16 protein-coding genes, 1 tRNA gene and 3 rRNA genes are annotated in these 26,818 nt (G+C 35.7%); 17 read left to right on the top strand and 3 right to left on the bottom strand.

Annotation, left to right across the window (positions count from 1 at the left end; genetic code table 11):
- Window positions 1-38: 38 nt before the first annotated feature.
- From dusB to R9X47_RS13935, 9 genes are all read left to right on the top strand, one after another.
- A complete protein-coding gene (gene dusB / locus R9X47_RS13975; RefSeq protein ID WP_432667480.1) occupies window positions 39-995 on the top strand; it encodes a tRNA dihydrouridine synthase DusB in 957 nt (318 codons plus the stop codon).
- Window positions 996-1,648: 653 nt separating this feature from the next.
- Window positions 1,649-2,125 (top strand): transcription elongation factor GreA, encoded by a 477-nt coding sequence (gene greA, locus R9X47_RS13970; RefSeq protein WP_432667479.1) that lies wholly within the window; start codon window positions 1,649-1,651, stop codon window positions 2,123-2,125.
- A 17-nt stretch (window positions 2,126-2,142) separates the two neighbouring features.
- Window positions 2,143-3,618, top strand: a complete 1,476-nt coding sequence (gene lysS, locus R9X47_RS13965; RefSeq protein ID WP_432667478.1) for a lysine--tRNA ligase — start codon at window positions 2,143-2,145, stop codon at window positions 3,616-3,618.
- Window positions 3,619-3,989: 371 nt separating this feature from the next.
- Window positions 3,990-5,522: ribosomal RNA gene (locus R9X47_RS13960) — 16S ribosomal RNA — on the top strand.
- 59 nt (window positions 5,523-5,581) lie between these two features.
- A tRNA-Ile gene (locus R9X47_RS13955) sits at window positions 5,582-5,658 on the top strand.
- A 145-nt stretch (window positions 5,659-5,803) separates the two neighbouring features.
- A 23S ribosomal RNA gene (locus R9X47_RS13950) occupies window positions 5,804-8,726 on the top strand.
- A gap of 94 nt (window positions 8,727-8,820) precedes the next feature.
- Window positions 8,821-8,937: ribosomal RNA gene (gene rrf, locus R9X47_RS13945) — 5S ribosomal RNA — on the top strand.
- The 16S, 23S and 5S rRNA genes sit together here with 1 tRNA gene alongside, the layout of an rRNA operon.
- Before the next feature lie 244 nt (window positions 8,938-9,181).
- Entirely contained in the window at window positions 9,182-9,685 is a 504-nt protein-coding gene (locus R9X47_RS13940) for a thioredoxin family protein (protein ID WP_432667477.1), read from the top strand.
- A 117-nt stretch (window positions 9,686-9,802) separates the two neighbouring features.
- Complete coding sequence (locus tag R9X47_RS13935; protein WP_432667476.1) at window positions 9,803-12,151, top strand: vitamin B12-dependent ribonucleotide reductase; 2,349 nt, start codon at window positions 9,803-9,805, stop codon at window positions 12,149-12,151.
- Between the two features lie 198 nt (window positions 12,152-12,349).
- Here R9X47_RS13935 and R9X47_RS13930 read toward each other — a convergent pair whose 3' ends face one another.
- Both R9X47_RS13930 and R9X47_RS13925 read right to left on the bottom strand, forming a co-directional pair.
- Window positions 12,350-13,027: a class I SAM-dependent methyltransferase gene (locus R9X47_RS13930; RefSeq protein ID WP_432666863.1), complete on the bottom strand. Its 678-nt coding sequence runs from the start codon at window positions 13,025-13,027 to the stop codon at window positions 12,350-12,352.
- Between the two features lie 68 nt (window positions 13,028-13,095).
- Window positions 13,096-14,157, bottom strand: a complete 1,062-nt coding sequence (locus tag R9X47_RS13925; protein ID WP_432666862.1) for an IS1595 family transposase — start codon at window positions 14,155-14,157, stop codon at window positions 13,096-13,098.
- Between the two features lie 376 nt (window positions 14,158-14,533).
- Between R9X47_RS13925 and R9X47_RS13920 the strand changes: the two genes are divergently transcribed.
- The 7 genes from R9X47_RS13920 to R9X47_RS13890 all read left to right on the top strand — a co-directional run bounded on the left by R9X47_RS13920 (window position 14,534) and on the right by R9X47_RS13890 (window position 23,738).
- On the top strand, window positions 14,534-15,319 hold the full coding sequence (locus tag R9X47_RS13920; protein WP_432667475.1) for a class I SAM-dependent methyltransferase: 786 nt from the start codon (window positions 14,534-14,536) through the stop codon (window positions 15,317-15,319).
- Between the two features lie 655 nt (window positions 15,320-15,974).
- Window positions 15,975-16,886 carry a GNAT family N-acetyltransferase gene (locus tag R9X47_RS13915; protein WP_432667474.1) on the top strand — a complete coding sequence of 304 codons (912 nt, stop codon included), beginning with the start codon at window positions 15,975-15,977 and terminating at the stop codon, window positions 16,884-16,886.
- Between the two features lie 340 nt (window positions 16,887-17,226).
- Window positions 17,227-18,129 (top strand): helix-turn-helix transcriptional regulator, encoded by a 903-nt coding sequence (locus R9X47_RS13910; protein ID WP_432667473.1) that lies wholly within the window; start codon window positions 17,227-17,229, stop codon window positions 18,127-18,129.
- 91 nt (window positions 18,130-18,220) lie between these two features.
- Complete coding sequence (locus R9X47_RS13905; protein ID WP_432667472.1) at window positions 18,221-19,417, top strand: zinc ribbon domain-containing protein; 1,197 nt, start codon at window positions 18,221-18,223, stop codon at window positions 19,415-19,417.
- Between the two features lie 591 nt (window positions 19,418-20,008).
- Window positions 20,009-21,565: a DUF4489 domain-containing protein gene (locus R9X47_RS13900; RefSeq protein ID WP_432667471.1), complete on the top strand. Its 1,557-nt coding sequence runs from the start codon at window positions 20,009-20,011 to the stop codon at window positions 21,563-21,565.
- Window positions 21,566-22,240: 675 nt separating this feature from the next.
- Window positions 22,241-22,684, top strand: coding sequence for a hypothetical protein (locus R9X47_RS13895; protein ID WP_432667470.1), 444 nt, complete (start codon window positions 22,241-22,243; stop codon window positions 22,682-22,684).
- Window positions 22,671-23,738: a phosphodiester glycosidase family protein gene (locus tag R9X47_RS13890; RefSeq protein ID WP_432667469.1), complete on the top strand. Its 1,068-nt coding sequence runs from the start codon at window positions 22,671-22,673 to the stop codon at window positions 23,736-23,738. The genes R9X47_RS13895 and R9X47_RS13890 overlap by 14 nt, the downstream gene beginning before the upstream one ends.
- A gap of 475 nt (window positions 23,739-24,213) precedes the next feature.
- Here R9X47_RS13890 and R9X47_RS13885 read toward each other — a convergent pair whose 3' ends face one another.
- Window positions 24,214-25,473 (bottom strand): chitinase, encoded by a 1,260-nt coding sequence (locus tag R9X47_RS13885; protein WP_432667468.1) that lies wholly within the window; start codon window positions 25,471-25,473, stop codon window positions 24,214-24,216.
- A 379-nt stretch (window positions 25,474-25,852) separates the two neighbouring features.
- Here R9X47_RS13885 and R9X47_RS13880 point away from each other — a divergent pair, with 379 nt between their 5' ends.
- Window positions 25,853-26,674: a class I SAM-dependent methyltransferase gene (locus tag R9X47_RS13880; protein WP_432667467.1), complete on the top strand. Its 822-nt coding sequence runs from the start codon at window positions 25,853-25,855 to the stop codon at window positions 26,672-26,674.
- The last annotated feature ends 144 nt before the right edge of the window (window positions 26,675-26,818 follow it).

Genomic DNA, 26,818 nt, shown 5'->3' with positions numbered 1-26,818 from the left:
AATAAGGTCCTATAATATATTAAAAAACAGGTGATATAATGAAAATAGGAAATGTAGAGATAGAGAATCCAGTTGCTTTAGGGCCTATGGCCGGAGTTACTGACCTTACTTTTAGAGTGATTTGTAAGGAGATTGGATGTGGCATTGTATTTACAGAGATGGTAAGTGCCAAGGGCATATATTACAATGACCCAAAAACTAAAAGGCTAATGAAAATTGAAGAAAAGGAGCGCCCAGTTGCACTTCAGATATTTGGAAGCGATCCAGAGATTATGGGAGAGGTTGCAGGGAGAATAAATAACCATAATCATGACATATTAGATATAAATATGGGATGTCCTACCCCAAAGATTGTGAAAAATGGAGATGGATCTGCGCTGATGAAAAATCCAGAATTACTTGGAAGAGTAGTAAAGAGTGTAGTAAAGGCCTCTGAAAAGCCTGTGACAGTCAAAATAAGAAAGGGCTGGGATGATGATAGTGTAAATGCCGTTGAAGTGGCTAAAATAATAGAGGCAAATGGAGCCAAGGCAGTATCAATTCACGGCAGAACTAGGGAACAGTTCTATACTGGTAAGGCTGACTGGGAAATAATAAAGAAGGTAAAAGAAGCCGTTACTATACCGGTATTCGGCAATGGGGATGTATTTTCTGTAATGGATGCTAAAGAAATGAAGAATATAACCAATTGTGATGGCATAATGGTGGCTAGGGGAGCTCAAGGAAACCCTTGGATATTCAAAAGAATAACCCACTACATGAAAACCGGAGAAGTTTTAGACCCTCCAACGACCAAGGAAAAAATAGATATGTGTAAAAGACACCTTCATATGTTAATGAATGAAAAGGGTGAGCACGTAGCAATAAGAGAAATGAGAAAACACTGTGCATGGTATTTAAAGGGTGTAAGAAACTCTGCTAAGATTAGAAATAGTTTAAATAAAGCTACAAGCGGAGAAGAAATGGAAGAACTTCTAAGCACATTAGCTCTATAATATCACAAAATAAATCATGTGATTTGCTTATGTATATGGAAGCTCTATAGTATGCATATTTAAAGAAAAAATTTGTAATATTTATTTTGTTTTTGGATAAATAAATTAAGTTTTACTATATGAACTCTATATACTTGACAATAAATTACAACTACATTATAATAATGCGCATAAGTAAAAGCACTGGAGCTCAGTGCTTATAATATTAGATACACATAAAGAACTAGATTTATATTTAAATGGAAGAATAATTTTATCAAAATAACATATATTAGGGAAATAAGAATCACTAAAACAATGAATTTTATAGTTGAGAAAATTGCATAATTATTAATTTCAAAACTCTATAGTATTTACAATAAAACTTATAAATTTTGCACTTGTAAATGAAAAACAAAAACATTCAAATCTTCCTTAAATTGTTAATTAATTGGCATATATACATATATAGTATTAATGGCAAGACTTTGTAACAATCCATAGAATGAAAAGATTTCTGCAGTTTCCTTTCTCAAATATCTGTTGGTGAGATAAGTATTGGGAAAAGAAAAGGTTTATGAGTAAATATATTCTATAGTAAGATAGTAAGTCTATATTTAAGGAGAAAAAGCAATTTGCTCAATTAAATATTTTATCACAAGGAGATGAAATAAATGGTTGATAAGGAAATAATTTTAACTAAAGCAGGTCTTAAAAAGATTGAGGATGAATTAGACGATTTAAAAGCGGTAAAGAGAAAAGAGGTAGCTGAGAAAATAAAGCAAGCCCTTGCTTTTGGAGATATAAGTGAGAACTCTGAATATGATGAAGCGAAAAATGAGCAGGCTCAATTAGAAGAGCGAATTGCTAAGCTTGAGACTATCCTAAGAAAGGCAAGAGTTGTTGATGAAAGTGAAATATCTAAGGATATAGTAAGCGTTGGATCTACTGTAAAAGTTATGGATCTAGAGTTTGATGAAGAAGTAGAGTATACAATTGTTGGGTCAGCTGAAGCAGATCCATATGAACTTAAAATTTCTAATGAATCTCCAGTTGGAAAAGCTCTAATTGGAAGAAAAGTAGGAGAACTAGTTGAGGTACAAATTCCAGACGGAGTGACAAAATATAAAGTACTTGAAATCAAAATTTAATTGGAGGTGCATTATACATGGCAGAAGAACAAGGTCTCAATGAAATACTGAGGATAAGAAGAGATAAGCTTAAAAAGCTACAGGATATGGGAAGAGACCCATTTAAGATTGAAAAATATGAGAGAACTGCGTTTAGTACTGGAATCAAGGATAACTTTGAAGAGTTTGAAGGGAAAGAAGTACAAATAGCTGGTAGAATCATGGCAAAAAGAACTATGGGTAAGGCTAGCTTCTTAGATATATTGGATAGAGACGGAAGGATCCAATCATATGTAAGAAAAGATGCTATTGGCGAAGAAGAATATGACATAGTTAGTACATATGATCTTGGAGATATAGTAGGAATAAAAGGAACAGTGTTTAAGACAAAGAAGGAAGAGATATCAGTAAGAGCTGATGAAGTGAAGCTTCTTACGAAATCTTTACAGGTTTTACCTGAAAAATGGCACGGACTTAAGGATCAAGACTTAAGATACAGACAAAGATATGTTGATCTAATTGTTAATCCTGAAGTTAAAGAAACTTTCATAAAGAGAAATAAGATAATTAAAGCTGTAAAAGAGTTTTTAGATAATAGAGGATATCTTGAAGTAGAGACTCCAATACTAAACACTATTGCTGGTGGAGCTACTGCTAGACCATTTATAACTCATCATAATACTCTTGATATAGATATGTACATGAGAATTGCAAATGAACTTTATCTAAAGAGATTAATAGTTGGTGGATTCGATAAGGTTTATGAAATGGGTAGAATGTTTAGAAACGAAGGAATGTCTATCAAGCATAACCCAGAATACACTGCTATAGAATTATATGCGGCATATGAAGATTATGAGTATATGATGGATATTACTGAAAATTTAGTGGCTTATTGTGCAGAAAAGGCATTAGGTACCACAGTTGTAAACTACCAAGGTACAGAAATAGACTTTAAACCTCCTTGGAAGAGAGTATCAATGCATGACTTAGTTGAACAAAAAACTGGTATTGACTTCTACTCTATAGAGAGTGATGAAGAAGCTAGAAAGATTGCAAAGGATAAGCTACATTTAGATGTAGAAAAGCATATGACAAGAGGGCATCTTGTAAATCTTGCATTTGAAGAGTTCTGTGAGGAAGATCTGATTGAGCCGACATTTGTATTACATCACCCTGTAGAAGTGTCACCTCTATCTAAGAGGAACCCTGAAAATCCAGCAATCACTAACAGATTTGAAGCCTTTGTTAACACTTGGGAAATAGCTAATGCATTTTCAGAGTTAAATGACCCTATTGACCAAAGAGGAAGATTTGAAGATCAAGTTAAGCAAAGAGAAGCTGGTGATGATGAAGCTCATATGATGGATTATGACTTCCTAAATGCTCTTGAAGTTGGACTGCCTCCAACGGGTGGCCTAGGAATAGGTATAGATAGAATGATAATGCTTTTAACAAATTCTTCATCCATTAGAGACGTAATCCTATTCCCAACAATGAAACCTATAGATTAGTTATAGAGGTTTATTAAGATTACGAAAATTAGAGTTTGGTTAATAATTTGAGGGTATAGATATCTATACCCTCTTTTAATAACTAACTTTTCTATTCCAGAAATTTCATTTGACATGATATATGCATTATGTTAAGATAATTAAGCGTCAAATAACGCAGCAGTTTTTCAGCAATAACAATTGGAGATACAAATATTACCAATTGGAATGATTCAAAAAAGTATTGACAGAAAAACTGAAACATGATATTATATTTAAGCGTCGGTGATGAACGACGAATACAAAACTTTGGACATTGAAAACTAAACAGTGTAAGGAATTAAACCTTAGTTTGATATAAATTCAAGCTAAAGAAATATAAACGCCAGATTTTTTTTAAGAGTTTGATCCTGGCTCAGGATGAACGCTGGCGGCGTGCTTAACACATGCAAGTCGAGCGAGAAGGTTATGACTGATTCTTCGGATGAAGGATTAACTGGAAAGCGGCGGACGGGTGAGTAACGCGTGGGTAACCTGCCTTGTACAGAGGGATAGCCACTGGAAACGGTGATTAATACCTCATAAAACTATAGCGTCGCATGGCGCATTAGTCAAAACTCAGGTGGTACAAGATGGACCCGCGTCTGATTAGCTAGTTGGTGGGGTAAAGGCCTACCAAGGCGACGATCAGTAGCCGACCTGAGAGGGTGATCGGCCACACTGGAACTGAGACACGGTCCAGACTCCTACGGGAGGCAGCAGTGGGGAATATTGCACAATGGGCGAAAGCCTGATGCAGCAACGCCGCGTGAGTGAAGAAGGCTTTCGGGTCGTAAAACTCTGTCCTAAGGGAAGAATAATGACGGTACCTTAGGAGGAAGCCCCGGCTAACTACGTGCCAGCAGCCGCGGTAATACGTAGGGGGCAAGCGTTATCCGGAATCACTGGGCGTAAAGGGTGCGTAGGCGGCCAAATAAGCCAGAGGTGAAAGGCTACGGCTCAACCGTAGTAAGCCTTTGGAACTGTATGGCTTGAGTGCAGGAGAGGAGAGTGGAATTCCTAGTGTAGCGGTGAAATGCGTAGATATTAGGAGGAACACCAGTGGCGAAGGCGACTCTCTGGACTGCAACTGACGCTGAGGCACGAAAGCGTGGGGAGCGAACAGGATTAGATACCCTGGTAGTCCACGCCGTAAACGATGAGTGCTAGGTGTCGGGGGTTCACACCCTCGGTGCCGGAGTTAACGCATTAAGCACTCCGCCTGGGGAGTACGGTCGCAAGACTGAAACTCAAAGGAATTGACGGGGACCCGCACAAGTAGCGGAGCATGTGGTTTAATTCGAAGCAACGCGAAGAACCTTACCAGGACTTGACATCCCTGTGACCGGTACTTAATCGTACCTTTCCCTTCGGGGACAGAGGAGACAGGTGGTGCATGGTTGTCGTCAGCTCGTGTCGTGAGATGTTGGGTTAAGTCCCGCAACGAGCGCAACCCTTGTCTTTAGTTGCCAGCAGGTTAAGCTGGGCACTCTAGAGAGACTGCCGGTGACAAACCGGAGGAAGGTGGGGATGACGTCAAATCATCATGCCCCTTATGTTCTGGGCTACACACGTGCTACAATGGCTGGTACAACGGGAAGCGAATGAGTAATCTGGAGCGAATCCCAAAAAGCCAGTCCCAGTTCGGATTGTGGGCTGCAACTCGCCCACATGAAGTTGGAGTTACTAGTAATCGCGGATCAGAATGTCGCGGTGAATGCGTTCCCGGGTCTTGTACACACCGCCCGTCACACCATGGGAGTTGGGGGCACCCGAAGTCAGCTATCTAACTTTTTAAGAGGAAGCTGCCGAAGGTGAAATCAATGACTGGGGTGAAGTCGTAACAAGGTAGCCGTATCGGAAGGTGCGGCTGGATCACCTCCTTTCTAAGGAGAAAACCTTACACTGTTTAGTTTTGAATGTCTAAGGATATTCAATAAAATATGGGCTTATAGCTCAGCTGGTTAGAGCGCACGCCTGATAAGCGTGAGGTCGGTGGTTCAAGTCCACTTAAGCCCACCAAGTCAACAAAATTTTATAGCGAACCTTTAGGTTCGAGAGGAATTTTGTGTTTTTTATCGAAAGGTAAAAAGACTACCATTATAATTTTGTTCTTTGAAAACTGAACAATGGAGAGAAACAGAATTGCTATAAAAGCAATTTCACTGGTCAAGTTATTAAGGGCATAGGGTGAATGCCTTGGCACCAGGAGCCGATGAAGGACGTGGTAAGCTGCGATAAGTCTCGGGTAGCTGCAAGCAAGCTTTGATCCGGGAATTTCCGAATGGGGAAACCCATCTAAGTAAACCTTAGATACCTTCTGCTGAATACATAGGCAGTTGGAGGCAACCAGGGGAACTGAAACATCTAAGTACCCTGAGGAAGAGAAAGAAAAATCGATTCCCTCAGTAGCGGCGAGCGAAAGGGGAAGAGCCCAAACCTAGAGCTACGGCTTTAGGGGTTGTGGATAGAGCCATAAAGAGGAAGGTATTCTAACCGAAGAGGTCTGGAAAGGCCCACCGCAGAAGGTGAAAGTCCTGTAGGTGAAAGAAGAAGATCCTTGGCACTACTCCAGAGTACCACGAGGCACGTGAAACCTTGTGGGAAGCTGGGAGGACCACCTCCCAAGGCTAAATACTACCTGGTGACCGATAGAGGATAGTACCGTGAGGGAAAGGTGAAAAGAACCCCGGGAGGGGAGTGAAATAGAACCTGAAACCCTATGTCTACAAGCAGTGGAAGTTCTTTATATGAACGACCATGTACTTTTTGTAGAACGGGCCAACGAGTTACGGTATGCAGCAAGGTTAAGGACCTTTGGTCTGGAGCCGCAGCGAAAGCGAGTCTTAACTGGGCGAATTTAGTTGCATGCCGTAGACCCGAAACCGGGTGACCTATCCATGGGCAGGATGAAGCGAAAGTAAAATTTCGTGGAGGTCCGAACCGTTTAGCGTTGAAAAGCTATCGGATGACCTGTGGATAGCGGAGAAATTCCAATCGAACTCGGAGATAGCTGGTTCTCCCCGAAATAGCTTTAGGGCTAGCCTCAGATTTAGAGAAACGGAGGTAGAGCACTGAATGGCCTAGGGGGCTTCACCGCCTACCGAAGCCTATCAAACTCCGAATGCCGTATTCTTTTATCTGGGAGTCAGACTGCGGGTGATAAGATTCGTAGTCGAGAGGGAAACAGCCCAGACCATCAGCTAAGGTCCCTAAATACAGATTAAGTGGGAAAGGATGTGGAGCTGCTTAGACAACTAGGATGTTGGCTTAGAAGCAGCCACTCATTTAAAGAGTGCGTAATAGCTCACTAGTCGAGTGGCTCTGCGCCGAAAATTACCGGGGCTCAAATCTGTTACCGAAGCTATGGCTTGCCGTATGGCAGGGGTAGGGGAGCATTGTATATCGGCTGAAGCTGTACCGTAAGGAGCAGTGGACTTTATACAAGAGAGAATGTTGGCATAAGTAGCGAGAGGTAGGTGAGAATCCTACCCGCCGAAAACCTAAGGTTTCCTGAGGAAGGCTCGTCCGCTCAGGGTAAGTCGGGACCTAAGCCGAGGACGAAAGTCGTAGGCGATGGACAACAGGTGAAGATTCCTGTACCACCACTTTATCGTTTGAGGAATGGAGGGACGCAGGAGGATAGGCAAAGCCCACGGTTGGTTGAGTGGGTTCAAGCCCGTAGGGAGCAGAGATAGGCAAATCCGTCTTTGCAATCCTGAAAGGTGATGAGGAGCGAAAAATAAGTAGCGAACTTGCTGATTCCACACTGACAAGAAAAGCTTCTACCGAGATAAAAGGTGCCCGTACCGTAAACCGACACAGGTAGGTGAGGAGAGAATCCTAAGGCGAGCGAGATAACTACTGTTAAGGAACTCGGCAAAATGACCCCGTAACTTAGGGAGAAGGGGTGCCACGTTAGGGTGAATAGCCCGAGGTGGCCGCAGAGAATAGGCCCAAGCGACTGTTTAGCAAAAACACAGGTCTCTGCTAAATCGAAAGATGATGTATAGGGGCTGACGCCTGCCCGGTGCTGGAAGGTTAAGGGAAGTGGTTAGCGTATGCGAAGCTGTGAACCGAAGCCCCAGTAAACGGCGGCCGTAACTATAACGGTCCTAAGGTAGCGAAATTCCTTGTCGGGTAAGTTCCGACCCGCACGAAAGGCGTAACGATTTGGGCACTGTCTCAACAGTAGGCTCGGTGAAATTGTAGTACCGGTAAAGATGCCGGTTACCCGCAGCAGGACGGAAAGACCCCGTGGAGCTTTACTGTAGCTTGGCACTGGATTTTGGTATTGCATGTACAGGATAGGTGGGAGACTTAGAAGCATGGACGCCAGTTTGTGCGGAGTCGTTGTTGGGATACCACTCTTGTAATACTGAAGTTCTAACCAGAGACCGTGATCCGGTCTTGGGACACTGTCAGGTGGGCAGTTTGACTGGGGCGGTCGCCTCCCAAAAAGTAACGGAGGCGCCCAAAGGTTCCCTCAGCGCGGTTGGAAATCGCGCGAAGAGTGCAAAGGCAGAAGGGAGCTTGATTGCGAGACATACAGGTCGAGCAAGGACGAAAGTCGGGCTTAGTGATCCGGTGGTTCCGAGTGGAAGGGCCATCGCTCAACGGATAAAAGCTACCCCGGGGATAACAGGCTTATCTCCCCCAAGAGTCCACATCGACGGGGAGGTTTGGCACCTCGATGTCGGCTCGTCTCATCCTGGGGCTGTAGTAGGTCCCAAGGGTTGGGCTGTTCGCCCATTAAAGAGGCACGCGAGCTGGGTTCAGAACGTCGTGAGACAGTTCGGTCCCTATCCGCTGTGGGCGCAGGAAATTTGAGAGGAGCTGTCCTTAGTACGAGAGGACCGGGATGGACGTACCTCTGGTGCATCAGTTGTTCCGCCAGGAGCACCGCTGAGTAGCTATGTACGGAAGGGATAAGCGCTGAAGGCATCTAAGCGCGAAGCCCACCTTAAGATAAGATTTCCCATCCATTTATGGATTAAGACCCCAGAAAGACTATCTGGTTGATAGGCCTAAGGTGTAAGGGCAGTAATGTCTTTAGCTGATAGGTACTAATAGGTCGAGGACTTGACCATACTTTCCATTGTTCAGTTTTGAGAGAATAAATACAATTTATTACCTCAAACTTAAAATTAAATTAATGATATTTATTCGCTTAAAAGCGAAAAATCTGGTGACAATAGCGAAGAGGATACACCTGTTCCCATATCGAACACAGAAGTTAAGCTCTTCAGCGCTGATGGTACTTGGCGGGCAGCCGCCTGGGAGAGTAAGTCGTTGCCAGTTTGTATGAATAAAAACCCGAAAGAAAATTTCTTTACGGGTTTTTTCATTTATACAATTATTGACTGTAGACTCTACTTGATCTAAAGAATAAGACAAAAATGTAATTGGTAATTGATGGGATTAATTACTGAAAAGCCAGTAGAAATCAATAATAGTAATAGATATGACAAGCTTGACATAGAATTGTATTATAAAAAAAAGTTAGATATAATTAACTTATATGCAATACAAAAGGGGGATGAAATTGGACATTAAAGACCTATATAATAGTGGAATATGTTTTGAAGAATTCATGACCCATGATGATGGAGCTTATATAGAGAAAATATCAAAGATATATAATACAATAGAGCTTGATGATGATTTACTAGCTAAAATACAGTCAATAGATAAAGAGGTTAAAGTCTTAGTATTTGCTGAAATATGGTGCCCAGATTGTGTAATAAATCTTCCAGCACTCAAAAAAATCTGTGACCTAAATGAAGCTATAAAGATGAAGATAGTATCAAGAGAAGGAAATGAAGAATATCTTAATGACCATATGGTTGATGGAAAACCCAAAATACCAACTTTTCTTTTTCTAGATACCGAATTTAAAGAACTTGGAGCCTTCATCGAAATCCCAAATCTTATAAAGCAAGTAATGAGTAATGGAAATCAAGTAGACACAATAGTAGCAAAACGTAAATACAGAAAAGGCGAATTCACAAAGGAAACCATAGAAGATATTCTTAAAATAATAGGTTAAGAAAAAGATGGTGCATTAGTACCATCTTTTTTCTTTGACTATAAAAACAGATGATGGTACAATATATAGTGTACTTTAAAAGAAAACAATACCAAATATAGACAAGGATGGTGGAACATGCAACTATCGGCAAACTCATTAACTGTACTCGAAAGAAGATATCTGGCAAGAAATACAGAAGGAAACCTAATTGAATCTCCTGAAGACATGTTTAGAAGAGTAGCTAAATTTATAGCATCGGCAGAGGAAAAGTATACTACATCAGGAGAAATTAAAAATATTGAAGAAAAATTCTATGAGATAATGACTAACCTTGAATTTCTCCCTAACTCCCCAACCCTTATGAACGCAGGTAGAGATTTAGGACAATTATCTGCTTGTTTCGTTTTACCGGTAGAAGACTCAATGGAAGGAATATTTGAAGCCGTAAAAAATGCAGCACTAATACATAAGAGTGGTGGAGGAACAGGTTTTAGTTTTACAAGACTAAGAGGAAAAGGTTCAACAGTAGATTCAACTGGCGGAGTTGCATCGGGACCAATTAGCTTTATGAAGGTGTTTAATTCGGCCACAGAAGCCGTTAAACAAGGTGGAAGAAGACGTGGAGCTAATATGGGTATCCTGCGTATAGATCATCCTGATATAGTGGATTTTATAAAGTGTAAGGAAGAAAACGACGAATTAAATAACTTTAATATAAGTGTTGGAATTACAGAAGAATTTATGAAGGCAGTGGAAGAAAACCGTGAATATAACTTACTTGAACCAAGAACTAAGGAAGTAGTAGGAAGTTTAAATGCTACTGAGGTATTCAACACAATAGTATCAATGGCATGGACAAATGGAGAGCCGGGTATAGTGTTCCTAGATAGAATAAATAGAGATAACATTGTACCAGAGGTTGGAGAGATAGAAAGTACTAACCCATGCGGTGAGCAGCCTTTATTACCATACGAATCATGTAACTTAGGATCAATAAATCTATCTAAAATGATAAAAAACATAGATGGTGAAGCAAAGGTTGACTATGAAAGATTAGGTGAAGTAGTAGACCTATCTGTACACTTCTTAGATAATGTAATAGATGTAAACAAGTATCCATTAAAAGAAATTGAAGACATGACTAAGTCAAACAGGAAAATAGGATTAGGCGTAATGGGATTTGCCGATATGCTTGTAATGTTAGGAATACCATACAACTCTCCTGAAGGTGTAAAGCTTGCAAACGAAGTTATGGAATTCATAGATAAAAGATCAAATGAAAAATCTATCCAGCTTGCAAGTGTAAGAGGAACGTTCCCGAACTACGATAGAAGTATATTTAAAGACAAGGATATAGAGCTTAGAAATGGTACTACGACAACAATAGCACCAACAGGGTCTATAAGTATCATAGCAGGAGCATCAAGCGGTATAGAGCCATTATTTGCACTTTGCTACTTTAGAAACGTTATGGACGATGACAAGCTCATAGAAGTTAATCCATTGTTCAAAGAATATCTTGAAAAAGAAGGTATTTATTCTGAAGAGTTAATGGAGAAGGTAGCAGAAAAAGGATGCATACAAGATATTAAGGAAATACCTGATTATATAAAAAGAATCTTTGTTACATCCCATGATATATCGCCAGAGTGGCATATCAAGATGCAGGCAGCATTCCAAAACAATGTTGATAATGCAGTATCTAAAACAGTAAACTTTAAGCATGATGCCACTAAAGAAGAAGTTGCTGAGACCTACATACTTGCATATAAGCTAGGATGTAAAGGTGTTACTATATATAGAGATGGAAGTAGAGATGGACAGGTATTAAACATAGGTAAAGTAAAAGACGCTAAAGAGGAAGAAGTAGCTACAACAGAGGTTAGTGGAATAGTTCCAAGAACAAGACCAATGACAACCATGGGAATCACTGATAAAGTTAGAATAGGATGTGGAAACCTATACATAACAGCTAACTATGATGAGAAAGGTATCTGTGAAGTCTTTACTAACCTTGGTAGAGCAGGTGGATGTCCAAGTCAGAGTGAAGCAACAAGTAGACTTATATCCATCGGATTACGAGCAGGAATTAGCGCAGAAGCCATAATAGAGCAGCTAAAGGGTATAAGATGCCACTCAACTCTAAGACAAAGAGGTAAAGGAAATAACGGTATAAACGTACTATCATGTCCAGATGCTATAGGTAAAACATTAGAAAAGGTAATGAACATGAGCATCATAACAGATGATCAAAATATCGAAGATATAGCTCAAGAAATAGAATACGGAGAAGAATCAGGATGCCTAGATAATTGCTCTCTTTGTAGTATGTCAGAGATGTGTAATAACGAGCTGACCATAGGTGTTGATGAGGCCATATATGAAGGTAAGGCAATGAATACCTGTCCTGAGTGTGGTAATAAAGTGGAGCATGAAGGCGGATGTGTGATGTGTAGGAGTTGTGGGTATTCTAAGTGTGGGTAATTCCCTGACATATTGTTGAGAAAAATATAATAATAGATTATGAGAAAACAGGTCATTGATTTGGCCTGTTTTTAATTTTGGCTCTGTTTAAGAATAATGTTGATATTTAAGTTTTATAATGGAACCTTAATATTAAGGTTCCATTATGTAGTATTTTAAGAATAATGGGTAATAGCTTCTTAATCATATATCTCTTACTTATTTATTTTCCCATATGATACCCATAAAATATCCCTTTTTTATAAAAACACAATTAGGTAAATACTGTCCATAAATTTCTTTATATTTTTGTTCCGATAAATACTTATCCGATGCTAAATGTTCTAACCAATATTTTGATGTACTGTGTTTGAAAACTCTTATTGCTGTATCTGTATTGTATTTAAAGCAATTTGGGATAAAGTCTAATAATGCACCTATAACATATACATATCTTGCAGGTGTTTCAACTTCTGAAACATTATCAAGTATTACCATTTTTCCACTTGGTGCTAACAGTTGTTTTGCTCTATTTAATACGCTTGGAACATCTATAATATGATGAAAAGTGGTTCTACTTACAATAAAATCAAATTTTGTATTAAAGTCCATTGAATGTGCATCCATATGTATATAATTGATATTAGATTTTTGCCTTTTAAATTGTGCTAATTTCAGCATATTGTCTGAAATATCAATTCCTATGACTTTATTATAGTATTTAGACAGTTCAGTCGTTAGTATTCCTGAACCACATCCAATATCTAATGCCATACCCCTTTGAGATGACATATTAGAAATGAAAAAATCATTATTATTAAACAATTCACTTACAAAGTCATACTCTTCTGCCACTTTATCAAATTGTATATTTACTGAATTAGGTAAATTATTCAACGTTAACACCTCTTTCGCTTATTGCATATTTTCATATAAGTGTGTCTTTATGTTATTGTCCCAGTTTATTATGCAAATATTGTTTTCCTGATTTTAAAATCTTTTAGTTTTGTATCACAATGAGAAGTGTGTGACTGTACAATAAGATGTTTACTCTTGATAGTATCTTTCTCTGTATCAAAGAATTGAAGCCATTTAAACCAATACATATAATTTGAAAGATACTTAGTAGCGACACCATTAAATCTGTCCATCCACTTCTTGAGTTTACTATGATATGAGTTGATGTGTTGTATATGATATACACCTTCTTTATGTCTTCCACGCTTAATCTGTTTTAGTTCAACGCCTGAATTTTGTGCAAACTTAATATAACTCTTATGTGAGTCAGTACAGAAAATAGAATCTCCATCAATCCTATCCTTAAAGAACCTTTCTATATCTGTATGCTTCATCCTGCCTTTACATATGAGTTCCGTCATTATATTCCCAACTCTATCCATAGCACATAATACACAAACTTGTTCATTTGATATGCCTCTTTTTCTCTTCTGACCTTTACTACTTTTGCTACCCTTTGCCCCTCTCTTGCGTGATTTTCTTGGCATGGTAAAAATTTTGCTTTTTTTATGATTTCCTTTAAAGGACTCTCTGAAAAATGTTTCATCAACTTCTACAACTCCACCTACGCTTCCCATACCCATAAAAGCTCTAATTGCATCTATGATTTTATGCCTCCAAAAGAATGATGTAGGCACACTAATACCAACTATTTCTGCACATTTCCTAATAGAGTAGCCATTTATCATACATTTTGAATATAATATCCATTTCCTTGTGTCTTTTTTACTATTGTATCTTGGTGAGTGCGTAAAATCATTAAAAGTTTTTCTACAAGACTTGCAGATATATCTTTGTTTACCATTAAACTTGCCATTTCTTGATACTTCATCATGGTCACAGTGAGGACATACTTTTCCCCTTGAAAATCTATTTTCCTTAACCTCATCTGTAACTTCAGTAACGAATGAGCCTAATACAATTACTTCTTCAAGATAATTTAATACTTCTTCTTGACCTGTTGCTCCTAAAGTCTTTAGGTCTTTTATTACTGATTCTACACTAGGCATACCAAGACCTCCGTTATCTTTTGTACAGTCTTATTATACCTAATTACTCAGAAAATATCCATTTTCAACATTATTCTTAAACAGAGCCTTAATTTTAAAGAAATGAAGGAGTTTGTGGAAAAAAATAGAAGTAATGATTTATGATTTGCGTCAAGTTCTAATAACTATATATTCTTGTAGTGGAAAATGAAATGTTGTACATAATCTTTCTAATAGGTATAGCATATACCTTAACAATATGTGGTTTTCAAACTGGAAATAATGAAATTATAAAGGCCTGACCCTCTCAAGATGTGGGGACATTATATTAATATAGTAGGGAGCATTTAATATTTAGAACAGATAAAGATTATTTATAAAATAGGAGGGTACAATTATGCCGATTATCAAAGGACTTGAATGGACTTTTAACACAGTTTACAAGGAATATGACAAATGGCGTCCTACTTATGTGAAGGAGTTGTACGAGGATATTTTTGCTTATAAAAAAATAAACTCATCAAGCAAAGCCGTTGAAATAGGAATCGGAACAGGACAAGCTACACTTCCTATTCTTGAAACAGGCTGTTACTTAACCGCAGTAGAATATGGTGATAAATTATCAATATATGCAAAGCAGAAATTCACCTGCTATAGAAAATTTGATGTTGTAAATGTTAAGTTTGAGGATTTTGAGTGTGAAGATAATTCTCTTGATTTAATTTATTCCGCATCGGCTTTTCACTGGATACCTGAGGAGATAGGTTATACAAAGGTTTTTAATTTGCTAAAAAGCGGAGGCGTATTTGCACGTTTTGCCAATCACCCTTATAAAGACAAAAGTAGATCTGGGATGCATGAGGCTCTACAAAAAGTATATGATGTTTATATGCCGGGGGTATTAGGCAGTGAAAAGGAATATAGTGAAGAAAATGCAAAGAATCGTGCCAAGATTGCTAATAAATATGGGTTTATCGATACTGATTATAAGATGTATTATAGGACAAGAACCTTTACTTCAGATGAATATATTTTACTTTTAGGAACTTACTCCGATCATGTTGCTATCGAAGAAAAGAAAAGAAAGAAATTTTTTACTGAAATTAAAAATACCATAGATGAATTGGGTGGATTGATTACAATTTATGATACTATTGATTTGGAGCTTGCAAGAAAACCTTAACATTCTATTATGAGCATAATCTTTACTTAACCAAACAGTTTTTTATTGATCAATCAATTGGAAAAGCAAATATAATTATAGTTAATTCGTCTAAAAGTTAGGAAGGCAAGGGGACGTTTTGTTTGCCACAAAATTTAGAAGCTAAAGCGATTAGGATAGATAAGTTGAATTTTTAACGTATTATTTTTAATAAAAAAGATAGGTTATATGTATATATGTTAAATAAGATCTATCCCTAGGACCAATATGTCCGTTTTTGTTAGTAATATGTCCCTTTTCCAGTAAACCCTGACATATTGTTGAGAAAAATATAATAATAGATTATGAGAAAACAGGTCATTGATCTGGCCTGTTTTTAATTTTAAAGAAATGAAGGAGTTTGTGGAAAAAAATAGAAGTAATGATTTATGATTTGCGTCAAGTTCTAATAACTATATATTCTTGTAGTGGAAAATGAAATGTTGTACATAATCTTTCTAATAGGTATAGTATATACCTTAACAATATGTGGTTTTCAAACTGGAAATAATGAAATTATAAAGGCCTGACCCTCTCACTCAAGATGCTCAAGATGTGTCAATGTGCTCCAGTTTGGGTACGTCCGGAATACGAAACGTTATCTAACATGTGTTTAGTAAATGGGAGGTAAATAATTATGAAAGTATACAGCATTACAGAGAAAGAATTGAATAAATTCGCATCATTTTCACAAGACAGCACTAACTTTGGAAAAACAGTCAAATCTCTTTGGGATGATGGCTTATCTTTACCCAAATGGTGCTTTATTATGGAGGAAGAAGGTAAAACTGTTGGTCGAATAGGATATTGGGCGCCTTCTGATAATAAAAAGAATATATACATCTTTGGATTACTGTTACCGTGGGAAAGAAACAATGCTCAATTAATTGGACAAGAATTATTAAATAAAAGTTTACAGGTAATGAAAATGCAAGGAGCTAAATCAGTTGATTGTCAAGTACATTCAGATGATGACAATTCTTTTTTTATGAGCAAAAAAATATATGAGGCTATAGGGATGGAGCAAATTCAATCAAAGAAAAGTTTTATAATATCAGATAGATTATATGAATTTAAAAATGAAAATAGATTATTTTATAAGTCATTAAGGGAAGTTGGAGCGCGGTTATTTATTAAAACTATTCAGGAAGTAACAAAAGCAACTTTAGACCAAGAAGACAAATTATCAGCGTTGAATTTAGGTGTTGAGGAAGCTGCTAAAGATTATTTTAGCATATTGAAAAGTATAGATTATTCAATTGATAATTGGTATATAGGTTATAGAAATAATAAATGTATTGGACTAATCATACCACAAAAATTGAAAGATAATGTTGGAGCAATAAATTACATAGGTGTCATTCCAGAAGAAAGAGGTAATGGATACGTTGTAGATTTGTTGAATAAAGGAATTAAGAATTTATTTAGTAGAGATATAGGTAAAGTTATTGCAGATATAGACGAATTAAATTTTCCAATGGAAAATGCTTTACTAAAAGCTGGCTTTAAAGAAAAGAAAAAAATACTTGTGTACAGATTGACACTGTGAAAGTGACACGTCAGATAACAAAATATCTCTGTTTGCTATGAACATTTTTTCAATGGGTGCAAGCACCGCTCAAGATAAGGGCTTCGAGGGTTCGGTTCAGAGATGTCGGAAACATGAAACGTTAGGTGAAACTTTTTTCTTCAATTACTATAATAATGGGGTCTAAATAATAAATAATACCTTCAATAAATACTAAGCCTTTTGTGGTAGAAATTATAAAGGCCTGACCCTTTCTGATGTAGCCTGACTCTATTCGGGTTACATTTTTTATATGTAACAGGATAGAGCTGTTAGCTTATGTTAAAATGTATTTAAGTACACATTTTAACGGAGGAATATCATGAAAATAGATAGATTACTCGGCATATTAATGATACTAATAAATAGAAAGAAAGTTACAGCAAATGAGTTAGCTGAATATTTTGAGGTGTCTATAAGAACTATACAAAGAGATATGGACACATTAAATATGGCAGGGATACCTATATATGCGGATGTAGGTAAAAATGGTGGTTATCAACTACTTGATAATTATAAACTAAATAAGAACTTTTTGAATGAGAATGAAGCTAAGGTTCTAATAACATTTCTAGAGAACCTAGAAAAGACTATGCCATATGCAGATGTTAAATCTGTATTTAATAAATTCTCTAGCCTTCTTCCAAAACTGTCTGATGAGGAAAAAATTGTAATTAAGTTAAATCCTTTAATTGATGATAATGCCATTATTAATAAGATTTCGAGTGCACGAGATAGTCAGCATAAAGTTTTAATTAAGTATATAGATATAAACCTTATAGAATCAGATAGGATCATAAGTCCATATACAGCAGCTATGATGGGTTCAACATGGTATATCTATGCATACTGCGATCTTAGGGAAGACTTTAGATTATTTAAATTAAATAGGATAATATCATGCGAGATACTTAAAGAGACATTTGAGCTTAAAGAAACACCAGAAGTATTACCATGGGATGATAATTTAGACTCAAAAAGAGAAAATGTTAATATAATATTAGAGGTTGATAAAGTACTACAGGGTAGAATTCCAGAGGCTATTAGTTATAAGGATTGTAGAATTGAAAAAGAGAAGATAATTATTGAATTGGCATATCCAGTAGATGAGTGGCTATACTCTTTATTAGCTGGATTAATACCATATGTAAGAATAGTCAAACCAGACTGGCTGAGAGAAGAATTTACTAGACGTTTAATTGAAGGTATAGAAAAAAATAAATAATAACTATGACATAATGTTGTCGTAATAGTCTTTTTATAATACTAATATAGGCAAAAGCTTATTAAAACATATTATAAAGGGGCATTTTAATATGTATATATGTCAAAGTTGTGGTATAAAAATGGATAAAAAAGAAATGCACGGGAAAAATCTTGATGGTACTAGGTCTGAAGATTACTGTATATATTGTTATCTAAAGGGAAAGTTCAGTAATCCAGGTGAAACACTAGAGGAGATGGTTGAATCTTGTATACCTTATAAGGTTAAAGAAGGGTTTACAGAATCTGTGGCAAGAGAAGTATTAGCTAAAGATTTAGTGAAGCTAAAGAGATGGATTAATAATCAAGGCTGTGTACAAAATGAAGGAAAAATAAGGGTGACCAATATGCAAAGTGAATTAGAAAATTTTGCTATTGAACATGGCGATAGATTAAAGGTTATTTCAATAGAACACTTAAAAGAATTAAAAGAGATTATTGAAAATTGTATGGAGCAAGAAGAGCTTAATGATTTTCAAGAATGGATTATAGATGAACTTTATAAGTTTGAGACACAGATAGAGGATTTCAAAGTTAATTCAATTATACTCGTTGCAATTAACAAGCCATTTTATGCTAAGGTTGATTTTCTTAAAGGTGGAAAAAAGAAGACTTTTTTAAGTTTGGTAAGTCCTGATTTTAAGAAAACAGAAGAATATTTAAGAAAATTTGTAGAGGAAAATGGGAATTCAATTAAGATGGCAGGTAATTTACCATTGAAAAGATTGGGTACGCATAGTGGACTAGCAAAGTATGGACGAAACAATATTACGTATGTTGATGGTTTAGGAAGTAATTTTTCATATGCAGCTTATTTTTCAGATTTGATGTGCGAGGAAGATACTTGGGTTGAAGTGGTGCAAAATGAAATAGTCTGTAATAGTTGTAATTTGTGTATTGAGAAATGTCCTACAGGTGCTATTCCAAAGGATAGATTTTTAATAGATAATCAAAGGTGTTTATCATATATTAATGAGGCTCCAGGTGAATTTCCATCATGGATACCATTAACAGCTCATCACACATTGTATGATTGTTTAATATGTCAGCGTATTTGCCCTATGAACTATGGTCAGGTAGATAATTTTATTGACTTTATCTCGTTTACAGAAGAAGAAACTAATATGTTGTTAGATGGAAAGCCTATTGATACTTTTTCTGAGGAATTTAAAGCTAAAATATTTATGCTTGGACTTGATGTATGGTATGAAGCAATACCAAGAAATTTGAAGACTTTATTTGAATTGTAAAATAAGATATTGTTTTCAAACATTTAATAAAAGATGGGTGTTTCTGATGCTTATAGATTATGATAAAACAGGTCACTGATATGGCCTGTTTTTAATATGAAAGTTATGAAGGAACTTATGGAAATAAATAGACATAATGAGTTGTGATTAGTGTTGAAATAGGCTTAGAGTAAAGCTTTCATAATTTAACCTGCTAAACAAGGTTCTTCCTAGATAATGCAAAATCTCAACATGTGGTTAACTAGATGGGTGAATTAATTTTATACTTTAATAAAGAGAAATGAGATAGAGAAATTAAAAGGCAATATTCTAAATATGTCGTACGCCTACGTGTTATGAGCTTGAAGTCCAAGCTTTAGGAAATAAAAAATTATGAAGGTCTGAAGCTAACTTCCTTCTAACTTCCTAATTTTTCTCAAAGAGAAGGAGGCAGATTAAGAAAAAGCTTTTGCCTTTGTCTTATGATTAGGCAAGATAAAATAGTCACCAAATTGTTATAAGGACATATGATGTAGTAAAAATGGAGCATATGTCCTATTAAGGTATTTTAGATATAGATGAAAAGTTATAAAAATAAATGGAGGTATATAAATGTCCTATAGTAATGACTATGGAGAACTTAAAGCCTGTGAACCAGACAAAGTTGCTGCTAAATGTAAACCTAATCATACAATGCTAAGGAAAATATTACTGGAATGTGGCGAGGGAACAGGAAGCAGAACCTTTACCTCAGCAAGTGACGCTCCCTTCCAATTAGCCCATGTAACCCTCAATGCAACCTGTTTAAATAAATCTAAAGTATTAATTAAGTTTTCCAGTTCTGTACGTATGACTAACTTAGCTACTAACATACAAGGTGGAATTGTTAGGTTAAAATATGAATTGTTTAAATCTTGTAGTAATGCAAATCCAATATTACTAGGAACTTGGATGTATGAGCAATTTATTGTTGCAATTGCTGCATTCGATAGTCTAGAAGAAACATTTAGTTTTAATTTTTGTGAATGTACAAATTGCTCCCGTTGCTGCCAGTATTTTGTAGTTGTCACACCAGTGGAGATTACCAATGCTACGGCCATGGTAATCAATGGGAATATGGCTGCATTTGCTCAATCATTAGGGTCTTGTCAAAATAATCAATCTGAAGTTTATGATTTAAAGGGTAACGATAGAAAAGAAAAACATCCTCAGCCTATGGATATACTAGCTGTATGTGGAAATGGGAACGGGAGCGTATCATTTAGGATACCTGAGGCCATTCCACCATCTGCCGGAATAGCTAATGTTACAGTGGATACGACATGCTTAATAAATCCCAAGGTACTAATTGAATTTGCATGTAATATTTCAACAGTAAATGCTGCAGATGTTAAACTTGAGTTTGAATTGTTCAGAGTTTGTGGTGATGGAGAACCTTTGTCACGCGGAATTTGGAGATTTGATAAAACTGGTTCTCAGGCCGCTGAACAGACAGAGAAAGTCTTTAATTTTACATTTTGTGAATTCAAAGCTCCGTCAAGCTGCTGTGAATATTTTGTAATCCTTACAGCTAATGAATTAAGTGCAGATTTTGATTCGTTGGATGTGACTATTGACAACGCTAGAATAAATGCATTTGCTCAGGGTTCTAGTGACCATTTTAATGATGATTACTATAAAGGATATGAAAAGAAAGGTAGCCCTAATTTTATTATAAGAAATCCTAGACCTAAAGAAATGATACTTGAATGTGGCAATGGAGTAGGGGTAATGAAGTTTACTGAGGCTTCCACAGACAGAGTACAAGTAGGTAAGGTTGCCATCGACACAACGAACCTATGCAAGCCTATGGTAAATATCGAGTTTTCTAGCGTTATAAGCTTTGAAACTTTTCTATTCAACCCTGCACTTTTAACACTACAATTACAGATTGAATTATTCAGAATGTGTGATAATAAAATATCCGTACCAATAGGAGTATGGGTGCTTGAAAACTTTGATCTCATTACAAGGAGCACAGGTGCTTTCCAATTTATTGCTTGTGACTGTACAACATGTCCTGGTTGCTGTGACTATTTTGTAACTGTTACCCCTTTTGGGTCGCCAGGAAATACAAGTGCTGTCTCCATAAGCGATATTAGAATAGCAGCATTAGCAAGTGAATCATAATATGTCGAAGGACGGTTTAGTGATATATTACAGAACCGTCTGGTGTACTTCATAAGGCAGGGGACGCTTTGTTTGCCATATCAACTAGAAAGTACATATAATAAATAAAAGCTACCCTAGAAGCAATATGCCTTTTTCCCAGTAAAATAGGACATATTGTTAGGTAAATTGCATATAATAATAAGTTATGATAAAACAGGTCATTTGAAATGGCCTGTTTTTAATTTTAAAAGTATAAAGAATCTCATGGCAATAAATAGAAGTAAAGAATTGGGTCATTCGATTACGTCTATTAATTGACTTTTAATAAAATCAAATAATCTCAATGCTAGCCCCCTCATTTTTTTATGTTATAGTTAGTCAAATAAGGCTATACTTATATCTATAAGGAAATATTTAACATATTATAAAAAGTTTGAGGGTAGAGATTTAAAATTAAGAAAAGCTATGTAATAATTGCGCAGTGGTTTATTTGTTTCTGAGATAATCAGATAAATAATTTGGTATTTTTATTGTTATCAAACGAAAAAAGTCAATGGATATATTTGGAGTGATTTAGATAATCTGTAAACGAAGTTGAGTTAAATACTGTGTTATAATGGAATTGTTATTAAACTATCTCAAGGTTATTTATATGGAGTGCATCTATAAAATCATAATAGTAAAGGGGATTTTATGTCAGAAAGTATAAAATTACAAAACTATGAACTTAGAGAAACTAGTACTAAAAAAGCTGATAAAAAAAAGAAAAGTAAGAAAGTATTGCTTAATATTTTTCTTACGATTACATGTATAGGCCTTTGGAGTGGTATTGTATATTATGGATATGTTTATGCAAAGGACTATATTGATACATCTATAAATAATGTTATGCAAACTAATGCATTGGAAGTTAAGCAATTAAGTGAAGAGGTAAAAATAGTTAGCTCTGATATTAATAGACTTCAAGAAGAAATAAAAGACCTAAAGAGAGAGGTTAGAGACGCAGATTCAACCTTATCAGATAGTAACGATATCCAAGAAAATATAGAAGAAAGGCTTAAGTATTTAGATGATAAATTAATTAAGCTTCAAGAGAGTCTTAGAATCTTAGAGGAGGCACCAAATGGGAAAAATTAATATTTTTATTTTTTTCTTAGTAGCTCCTTTTCTAGCTTTAATGCTAGTTAGTATGGATTTTGTTGAAACTTCTAGTGCTTTGAGTCTCCCTTTAGAGGAGGTTGAAACGGATATTAAGGGGTTGCATAAAGTAACCGAAAACTTCCACGAAGATATTGTAAGCCTAGAAAAGCAAATATATAAATTTCATGAAGTAGCAAAAGACCAACGTGAAACCTTTAATAAACAAGGAGATAAAATTACAGAGCTTTCTAATCTCAGTGATAAGCAGAAGAAATTTTCTGAAGATATTTATGAAAAAAAGATATTAGAAATGCTCGGCCCAGCAATAAAGGCACATATTTCTGATAAAGTTGAAATAAAGATTTTCGAACTGAAAGAGTTGGGTTATAGGGGTTATACTGCAAAGGTGAAGCTATTTGATCCCTCGGCCTTTAAAGTCGCTATAGCAAAAGATGAACTAGGACAGGTGGAAACAGTATCTAGTATGGCAAAGAGAAATAATGCAATACTTGCTATAAACGGAGGGGGATTCTTTCCAACAAAAAAGAACGGGAAGAAGTATGTAAAGATGACAGCAAATACTGTTGTTGACGGTAAGCTTTTAGAGCCATTTTATCAAGATGGTGAGAATTTCTTTTTCGCTGGTATTAATAAAAAAGGACAAGTTATAGGGACCGTTCCAAGAAAACTTGAAGATATACTTAACCTTGAGCCATACCAAGGGGTAAGCTTTGTACCTATGCTGCTTAAGAATGGTAAGAAGATTCCACTTCCAAAACCGTGGAAAGAAACAAAGCATCCTCGAACTATTCTTGGAAGATATAGTAATGGAGACTTGATTATGATAGTTATAGATGGTCGTCAAGGAAAATGGAGTAATGGAGTTAGTCTTGAAAGACTTCAAGATAAATTATTAGAACTTGGAGTGGAAGATGCATATAACCTAGATGGTGGAGGTTCGAGTGCATTTTACTACAATGGTGAAGTCTTAAATAGGCCATCAGACGGAAGAGAAAGACCAGTTGTAAATAGCATACTAATTTATCCTTAAATGGAAAGGCTATTAAAGAACAATAAATGGGGGTGTCTCATGAGAACTCTTTATGAGACAGCCCCTTGCTTATATTAATAAATATTAGATGTGATTTACTATCTATATTACTTTTTCTTTAATTAAGTTTTCTATTTCTGTCTCATTAATTCTTAGGAAATTACCTAAAATATCTAATGTATTTTCACCTAGTTTAGGTTTAGGAGCGTTAGTATATTCAAACGTGTTATTATTAAATTTCAGTAGACTAATTAAAATACTATTTTGATATAAAGGAGTCAGATCCCTAATTTACTGCGAATAAGAAAGGTGTCAGGGGACGTTTTGTTTATCACACAGATTTAGAAGCCAGAGAGTTTAGGATTGATAAGCCATAGGCTGAGAGAAACAGGTCATTTGATATGGCCTGTTTTCGATTTCAAATATGATTTCTTCTTAGTATATTACAAAAATATAAGGCTATTGCTAAAGCTCTTTATGTGGTAAAGTCATTAAAGATTGATGAATATTCATTATCAAAAAGACAAAGATCTCTATTGGAAGACCACATAGATAATAATCGCATATTAACGCTCTGGGCAAAATCCAGCAATGTTTGTGCATTATCTAAGGTAAAAGTCTCACCTGCAATGTCATTATCACCTATTAGGGGTGTTGCTCCAATCATTTGCCATATCTCTTCACCACTTTTATCAGGATATAAATCAGAGAGCTGACCTTGAAGCGCAGTAAGGGCATCTATAGATGCTTGCCCCATATCATCTTCTACAGGTACATAATCCATGGTCATAGCATTAATGCCTGTTAAATTAACACCTGCATCAATCATGGTCTGTACAACCTCCAGTCCACTTGAAGTTAGACCGTAAGTTGCAACAGGAAGCGTCAACCATATTTCTATTGGCTCTGTTAGTAGGTCATCTTGTAAGATTTTTAATGCGGAAGCGTTTAAAGAATTAGCATCTGTATTATCTAACCAGGCTCCTTCGATGTCAAAATCAATTCGCCTAAAGTCATATAAATCAATGATTTTTTTATAACAATCAGCTAAGGATTCTGCATCAGTAGCACACGTCCATATAGGTGTATTTGCCTGACCTCCAAATGAAGCAGAGACATCTCCACCCATATCTCTTAACTGTTTAATTTCATCTAACTGAGGTACGCTACAAATATCGAAGAAGGTAGCCCATGTGGGTGTGCAGTTTGTTGCACTCGCTGCAACAATAAATCCTAATATATAATATAGTACGCCTGTTTCTTCAGCATTTGTAGCAATATTATAGTAGGGCCAATTGGTTGTGTCTACATAAGGAGCGAATACTTTGTCTGGCCACGGGAATACTCCTTTACCAACATCTTGGGTTATAGTGCAGGTTATATCTGTCATAAAACCTGGAGGGTATGGTTTTGTAACTAATTGTTTTTCATCTTGTTTTAATAATTCACTTATTTGCTTTGCAACGAGGTCTGGTCTTTCTATAATAAAAGTCCTAGATGTTATAAGAATACCCCTATTGTTTCTTGTGTTCAACCTTCTTAATTCAACATGATAAACACCTTCTTCTACAACCTGTATGAAATATCTTCTTTTATTCCTTCTATTTGTAAGCACTAGGTATTGTGCATTTTTAAATTTAAGGATTTTTTGTCTAATCCAACTGTATTTCTTCAGCAACTTTCTTATATTATCTGGTAATAGAAAATTTGTGAAATTTGAACAACATGACGACACTTTATCAACTCCTTTATATTTATAGGTACACGGGGATCTCTCCTAATTATTATATTTGTATTGGAGTACAAGTGTGATGGTATGTGGAAGTATAAGGGACAATAACTAGGAGTGATTTGTTATTAATATAGAAAAAGCAGAGAAAGAAACCCCTTCTATTGGCATGGCCTGTTTTTAATTTGAGAAATATGAAGGGATTTGTGGAAAAAAATAGAAGTAATGAATTGTAAATTATAACAAAGTAAGATGGAAGTTAAGCTTAAATAATTTTATATTTTCAATGTGATATGAAAACTGATATAAAGTTTTAAGTTTAGCCTAACCCTAGTTCTTCATTAAATATTATTTAGAAATAATTGTACATAAAAGGAGAATAAATATGAATATTGAAAAAGTCATTAAAAATAATGTAGAAAGATTTAATGGGTTCGCTGACGATTACGATAAATTCAGACCTGTGCCACCATCTATTATAGTTGAAACTTTAATTAATTATCTTGATAAGCCCCCATCATTAGTAGCGGATTTAGGATGTGGAACTGGGTTATCAACATATATTTGGAAGGATCGTTCAGATAAGGTCATAGGTATTGACCCTAATAGGGATATGTTAAACAAAGCAAAGGAGAAGTCCCATGAAGGTAGTAATTCAAAGAACGTTGAATTTCAACTAGGATATGGTAATGATACAGGACTTAAATCTAGTTCAGCGGATATTATTACTTGCTCATCTTCATTTCAATGGATGGAACCAAGTACTACAGTAAAAGAAGTATCGCGTGTATTATTAGACGAAGGTGTTTTTGCTATGTACTATCATAGTTCTCCGACAGTAGGTGATTGGGTAGTAGAAAAAGCTTATAATGATTTATTCAAAACGGTATACAGTATCTTGGATAATGGTATTAAGGAAGAAGAAAAGGTTAAGCTTTGGAGTAGGAAAGAATATATTGAGACTATAAAGGCATCAGAAAATTTTAGATTTATGAAAGAAATATTAGTTCATAACAAAGTACAAATGAATGCCGACGATTTGATAGGTTTTATTTTTAGTCAGGGAGCTTTACAAGAGGTTATAAAAAGAAATATAAAATCAACAGATAATGAAATTAATAAATTTATAGAGGTAGTTAGAAAAAGGATTGGAAACAAAGTTTTTGATGGGATTTACAGTTATAATATTATACTAAGTATTAAGTAAGAAAATTGATTAATCCTTAAACTAGCATTACTATATAGAGATTCTAGTCAAAACTTTAATTTATACACATTAAAAATCCCAAGAAACATCGGATATTTTGATATATATAAATTAAGATTTACTTGGAACTCTCTATAATTAGGA

This window comes from Wukongibacter baidiensis, assembly GCF_050888315.1.
Lineage (GTDB): Bacteria > Bacillota > Clostridia > Peptostreptococcales > Caminicellaceae > Wukongibacter > Wukongibacter baidiensis.
The sequence above is the reverse complement of the archived record's forward strand: the minus strand, read 5'-3'. Positions and strand labels throughout refer to the sequence as shown.